We start from the raw sequence: 6,063 nt of genomic DNA on the forward strand, positions 1-6,063 counted from the left end.
CCTCCCGCGACCGGACTCTCACCGGCTAGATGATGCGTGCTTCGCTGGGCACGCGAAAATCCCAAAAAACCAGGGGCCATCGCCCCTGGTCTAAAGAACCTACTGTTGCAGACGCAGCACTCACTGCATATTACTGGCCCAGATCTGTCATGCAACCCATACTACTTCCGCAGAAGCACCATCCGCACACTACTTGTTGCAGACGCAGCATGACTCATACTACTGCTCAAACACAGCACACGCGTGCATGAATTATAGAGAATTCACCCTCCAGTGCTCTAAAATACTGTAATTTTGCAGGATCTACTCCCATTTCCTCGTCACGCTATGAATAGTAACGCAACGGAAACGACGCCCCCCTCTCCTTGAGTTCCCATTTACAGCAAAACAGCACCTTTCGGCCCGATGGGAACGACTATAAAAAAGAAGAACAGCTCACGATGAAGTGAACCGTTCTCCTGGCGCCCTAAGAAAAAAGAAATATATGTACATAGTGGAATATTGAGTTATAATTAGTATAATTACTTAGCGTGGTTATGCCTGTCCGTTAACCGCGAAAATATGAATGAAGGAGGCGCTCGAATGACCACAAGCCCAACAATACCGATGGTCAATCCTTTTTCATCCGATTTTAAAAATCATGCCTATTCGCTGTATGAGAAGCTCAGAGAACATGATCCGATTCACAAAATCAGGTTGCCTAACGGCAGGACAGCTTGGATCGTGACACGCTACCAGGACGCCGTTGCCGCACTGAAAGCCGATTATTTGAAGAAAAATTTGTTCCAATTCGTCACGCCCGAAGAAATGGGACTCCCCCCGTCTCAAATGGACCTGATGGTCAGACATATGCTGAATTCGGACCCGCCGGATCATACCCGGCTCCGCGGCCTCGTGCAAAAAGCATTTACCCCCCGCATGATTGAGAGGCTAAAAGACCGCATTCAGAACATAGCGGATGGGCTGCTGGATCAAGTGGAGGATCAGCCCGCCATGGAGCTGATTCAAGATTATGCCTATCCGCTTCCGATTATTGTCATATCCGAGATGCTGGGTCTGCCGAGCGAAGAGAGGGATCAGTTCCGCGAGTGGTCCCATGCGCTCGTCTCGGCCATCAATGTGCCGGAGAAATATAAGAAAATCGAGTCGGAAATAGATGCTTTTACGGACTATATTACGGCCCTGATTGAGCAGCGCCGGCGAGATCCGAAGGAAGATTTGTTATCCTTGCTTGTGCAAGCGGAATCCGAAGGGGACTCTTTGTCGGAAAAGGAACTGATCTCGACGATTGTCCTGTTGATCATCGCCGGACATGAAACGACCGTAAACCTGATTGGCAATGGCATATTCACGTTATTGAATCATCCGGACGAACTGGAGACGCTTCGGAACACCCCTTCCTTAATGGATTCCGCCGTCGAAGAACTGCTGCGGTTCATGGGCCCGGTCGAATTCGGAACGAACCGCTGGATCGGAGAAGATTATGAATGGAACGGCAAGCTCATCTCGAAGGGAGATATGGTGCTCGTCGCACTTGCCTCGGCCAACCGCGATCCCGACTACTTCAAGGAGCCCGATCGGTTGGACTTGTCCCGGGAGCGGAACCACCATATCGCGTTCGGAATGGGGATCCATCATTGCCTGGGAGCTCCCCTCGCCCGCTTGGAAGGACGGATTGCGATCGGTACGCTTCTGCGCCGCCGAAGCGGCATGAAGCTGGCCTTGCCGCCCGAACAGCTCGAATGGCAGCCCACTTATCTGATGCGCGGGTTCGTCTCCTTGCCGTTACAATTCCAGTAACGATATGAACGCGTTAGGTTGAAGCATGCATATCCGGTTCCCGCCTCCTGTTCCGCTTCGTGCGGTGCGGGAGGCTTTCGATCCGCGAGGAGATTTGACCGCCACTCCCCTATACCGGGTCCCAAATCCGTTTTCTTGGGGAATTCAGTCCGCCTTATGAAGAAGAATCCGCTGACGAAGAAGCAGCAGCTTCGATGAAGGCATGCATATGCTGCAGCGGCAACGCCGTATCCTGATCCGAAATACTGGCGAAGACGACAACGAGGTTCAGCGGCGGCACGACTATGATGTACTGTCCGCCGTAGCCCATGCCAAGTACCCTTCATAGGAATCGAACGAACGGACCCACCAGTGGTAGCCGTAATCTCCGAAGACGCTCATTCCGTTGTCTTCGCCCACGTCCGTATGCTTGGCTGGCGATTCGTGTATCCAATCTTCAGACAGAAGTCGGCGCCCCTCCCTCTCGCTTGGTTCAGATAGAGGAGGCCGGGCTTGGCCGCATCCCGCGGCTTCAGTTCGATGCCGAATCCGCCCGCCGTCTCTTCATTCGGTCCCCTTCTCCAATCATAATCCCGTATTCCGAGCGGGCCGAATAGATGCTCATCGGCGAACTGCTGCATGCTTTTCCCAGTTTGTTGCTGCACAATGGCCGATAATAACTACGAACCCCCGGAATTGTAATCGAATACCGCCGTCCCGGGCGCCTCCTTCATCGGGAAAGTGAGCACGAACTCCGCCCAATCCTCGCTGTCAATCAGCGGCGTAAGATCGTAACCCCACGCTGTCGATTCAGGCCAATCCAGTGTACCGAGGTCATCCGGAGCAGATCCTTCACGGTGATATTTTGCTTGCGCATGTCGGTCTCTTCGTGTCTCAACGGCGGAAAAAACTCGGATATCGGCTGCTCGATGCTGCGAATCGCCTTCTGCTCGACGGCCATGCCCACAAGAGCGGACGTTACACTCTTCGCAACGGAATTCATCCATAGTTTACGTTCGCAATGATATCCCTTTTTATAATATTCGCTTACGATGTGCCCGTCTTTCACGACTACCATGGCATAGATCGGCTCGTCCGCCAGCGGAACCGCCACTTGATCGAGCCTCTCCCTCTCCATGCCGGCATCCTCCGGCGATGCCGCAGGCCAATCCTGCGCCTCTGATTCACATGAATCTCCGGTGTTCTATCCACCTTCATGCATCCTGCGGCAGCCCCCTATGACAAGAAGCAACATAAATATTTGCGACTTGCGAATGAGTCCACCCGGCACGCTGCAGCCCTCCGTCCATGAACATACATTATTTTTTCAGACACTGCTTTTGTAATCGATAATGGCGTTGACTACAATGCGAAAATAGCTGTTCATTGCCTAAGATGGGGTCAATCCTACCCTGCCACATCCCTTCTCGTAAAGACAAGCCATGATATAAGATGGAATTCAGCGAAGTAGACCAGCAGCACCGAAACCGGGAACAGCATCGTCATGTCAGGCCGAGTCAGCGGCCCATTGACATGGTGGCTTACATTGACCTTGGCGAACAGCAATATTTCACCCATCATATTTGATCAGCATGCTGACGATAGAATTGCCCAAAAGCATGAACAGCAGCGAGAACGCGATCGCCCATGGACGAGCTGCGAAAAGCCGCCGAAATCATAAGACAAAATCGAGGGGCCGCGGCATCATAACAAAACAAACCCAGTACCGGGCGTGGTACTGGGTTGCGTTATTCAGGTCCGGAACATTCAGGATGAGCTTCTCGTTTTAACGGCTAACCCGCTGAAGGAAACCGGCCCCACAACATCAGCTCTCGTATTCCGGGTTCGGTTTTCTGCTGTTACGGTATAGACGTGGCTGCCCGATCTGACATTTTTATCGATCGCCTGAAATGTGACTACATAGTTTTTTTCAGAACCGGTGGATTCGATCCCTTGCTTTGTATTGAAAATCTCTACTCCATCACGGAAAATTCTGAACAGAATTTGGGCGATACCCCTAACCCCGCGGACACCAACCGTCGCTACTAATTCAACCCGATTTGGTTGAGCATTCGTCGAAGGGATTCTTAATCGAATGGTAGCCAGGCGAGTCCTTCCCGGTGAACGTCTGATAGTAACTGACCTTTCTGGATTGAATTTGCGCCGCGGCTCTACAGCAGCTTTATCAAGAATACGTACCAAAAAATCATCTCCTCTCGTCTGATATCCTCAAAATATGTTCGACAGAAGGAGAATGATTGGACATTCGGTAAAGTTTCATTTTAACTTATGTAATTGGCACAGATCGCTGATGTTTATTTCGTCCGGGTGGAGTCGATAATTTCTTACCGGTGTCAGCCTTAGACATTTATTTTGGGCAGCGAAGCCGGGCGATGGAAAAGAAGGATGGCAATCCATTGAATGAAGTGAGGATGCTGTGAAATTCCACCATGAATCACAATAATATAATGACTGCGGATAAAACGATTAAGCTTGATCCGACCAAGTCAGTGTTTAAATATAAATTTGGGGATGAGATTACATTGAATTCGGAAGAGTTTGAACTCCTACCCCAAGCTTTTTTGGCCGAAATCGAAGAGAAGTATGTCTAAGTTGAGAAAAGTGCAGATCTGGCTGGGGCATACTTGCGTACGTTCCGCTTTCGGCGGCAGATAGATAGAAGAGTGAAGCTGCATAAATGCAGGATTTTCTTCACGCTCGATTAAGGTTGCTAGGAATCCTGCAAATATACATCAATTCTACCCTGTACCGGCGCCACTTCCGCTAAAACAGGCAAATTCCTGTATTTTTGCAGGAATTATGGTAAATACACCCTCCCATGCGATAAAATACGGTAAATTTGCAGGATTCGCTTTACACCACGCCTTGAATCGTCCCGCCAGGAACCGCCATCGCCACGCAAGGAGGCACGTGCAAGCAGGCATGCCGTCGTCCCATCCCACGGAATCGCATAGATCCCATGGAACCCCATGGTATCTCGTGGAACCCCACAGCATCCCCTGGAACCCCATTGAATCCGATGGCATTCCGTGGATTCCGATGGCATCCCATGGCATCCCGTAGAACCCCATGGCATCCCATGTACAGCAAAAAACCGGCCTTCCGGCCGGTTCCAGCGCTTAGGGCGTGCGCTTCGGTTTATTATATCCGTTATCTCCAAATGGCTGCAGCTTCTCGATCCACAGATCCAGCAGCGCGTCCACCTCATCCCGGTATTTCTTCAATTCGGAACGGTCGGCGACGCTCTCTTCCCGCGGCTTGATCTGATCGAGCTCCTCGAAGACGAAGCAGTCGCCGCCATATGCGTCCCAATCCTGCTTCAGCTCCGGAATGATGCTGTTCATCTTCGTCTGCTTCATGAATTCAAGCCGGTTTTTGGCTCCTTCCAGATCCATCGTGCCGTCCACGAAAATTTTTCCGTTCTTCACATTGCGGATCTGGTAGACGCCCATTGGCCGGAACGATTTCTGGTATGCCGAGGCCAGCTCTTTCTTTCTCTGCTTATCCAGTGCCATGACGGCCCTCCTTCCTCGCGCGGCGTGGATGCCTAATCCGAATCAATACCCCATTTCCTTCAACAGGGCCGACAATGTCCGCAGCCGTTCGCCATTCAGCTCGCCATCGTCGCTGAGCGCCTGGCTGAACAGCTTGATATCTTCCTTAATCTTATCGTTGTCCGTGCACACCGCCACCGTCATCGCATCCCCTTGCAACCCGATGCGGTCGATGACCGGATTCTCCGGATCATACAAGTCCTGATAACGGTACGCTTCGCGAAAATGAACCATGCTCCGGCAGACGAGGATAGCCAGGTCAAGCACGCGGTGAAGCGGCAGCTCCTCCGACTGTCTGGACCATTTCTCGCCGGTATATCGCCATACTTTGGCCGAGATATCGACCTTGCCGCGGTCATTCCATTGGGCCAAGCCCAAGGAGAGCCCCTTCGCATCGGAATGTCCCGAGTAACGTCCGTCCACATTTTCGTAATTTTCCGAGACAATGACAGGCTTATGCTTTAAATTTGTAGGAATTTTCATCTTCTATCTCCTCCATCCGATCTGATATATATCGGCACTAGTCTATTTCGAAACTAGTCTATATCGACTAGTATAAATCGAAATTAGATATTTACTAGACTACTAAATTACTAAATCACATGACCTATCATAGCTCACCCCGTGCCGAAAGTCAAGACAACGCAAAAAGGACTGTTGTTCTTCTGTGATAATGTCACCCTATAACTGTTCTGAGATAATGTCACTA

8 protein-coding genes are annotated in these 6,063 nt (G+C 50.9%); 1 reads left to right on the forward strand and 7 read right to left on the reverse strand.

All coding sequences use genetic code 11. The features are described from left to right. The first annotated feature begins 582 nt into the window (after nucleotides 1-582). Nucleotides 583-1,800: a cytochrome P450 family protein gene (locus tag DQX05_RS29775; RefSeq protein WP_119796850.1), complete on the forward strand. Its 1,218-nt coding sequence runs from the start codon at nucleotides 583-585 to the stop codon at nucleotides 1,798-1,800. 154 nt (nucleotides 1,801-1,954) lie between these two features. Here DQX05_RS29775 and DQX05_RS31265 read toward each other — a convergent pair whose 3' ends face one another. The 7 genes from DQX05_RS31265 to DQX05_RS29800 all read right to left on the reverse strand — a co-directional run bounded on the left by DQX05_RS31265 (nucleotide 1,955) and on the right by DQX05_RS29800 (nucleotide 5,837). Next, complete coding sequence (locus DQX05_RS31265; protein ID WP_182914969.1) at nucleotides 1,955-2,110, reverse strand: hypothetical protein; 156 nt, start codon at nucleotides 2,108-2,110, stop codon at nucleotides 1,955-1,957. Nucleotides 2,111-2,177: 67 nt separating this feature from the next. After that, entirely contained in the window at nucleotides 2,178-2,420 is a 243-nt protein-coding gene (locus tag DQX05_RS29780; RefSeq protein WP_119796851.1) for a hypothetical protein, read from the reverse strand. A 134-nt stretch (nucleotides 2,421-2,554) separates the two neighbouring features. Beyond that, on the reverse strand, nucleotides 2,555-2,917 hold the full coding sequence (locus DQX05_RS29785; protein ID WP_119796852.1) for a serine hydrolase: 363 nt from the start codon (nucleotides 2,915-2,917) through the stop codon (nucleotides 2,555-2,557). Nucleotides 2,918-3,186: 269 nt separating this feature from the next. Further along, on the reverse strand, nucleotides 3,187-3,360 hold the full coding sequence (locus tag DQX05_RS31270; protein WP_182914970.1) for a hypothetical protein: 174 nt from the start codon (nucleotides 3,358-3,360) through the stop codon (nucleotides 3,187-3,189). Between the two features lie 186 nt (nucleotides 3,361-3,546). Next, entirely contained in the window at nucleotides 3,547-3,981 is a 435-nt protein-coding gene (locus DQX05_RS29790; protein ID WP_119796853.1) for an exosporium protein C, read from the reverse strand. 938 nt (nucleotides 3,982-4,919) lie between these two features. Beyond that, nucleotides 4,920-5,315 carry a GIY-YIG nuclease family protein gene (locus DQX05_RS29795; RefSeq protein ID WP_119796854.1) on the reverse strand — a complete coding sequence of 132 codons (396 nt, stop codon included), beginning with the start codon at nucleotides 5,313-5,315 and terminating at the stop codon, nucleotides 4,920-4,922. Between the two features lie 42 nt (nucleotides 5,316-5,357). Then, a complete protein-coding gene (locus DQX05_RS29800) occupies nucleotides 5,358-5,837 on the reverse strand; it encodes a DUF6530 family protein (RefSeq protein WP_119796855.1) in 480 nt (159 codons plus the stop codon). Nucleotides 5,838-6,063: the final 226 nt, after the last annotated feature.

The sequence above is a fragment of the Paenibacillus thiaminolyticus genome (assembly GCF_003591545.1).
In the GTDB taxonomy this organism is placed as follows: domain Bacteria; phylum Bacillota; class Bacilli; order Paenibacillales; family Paenibacillaceae; genus Paenibacillus_B; species Paenibacillus_B thiaminolyticus_A.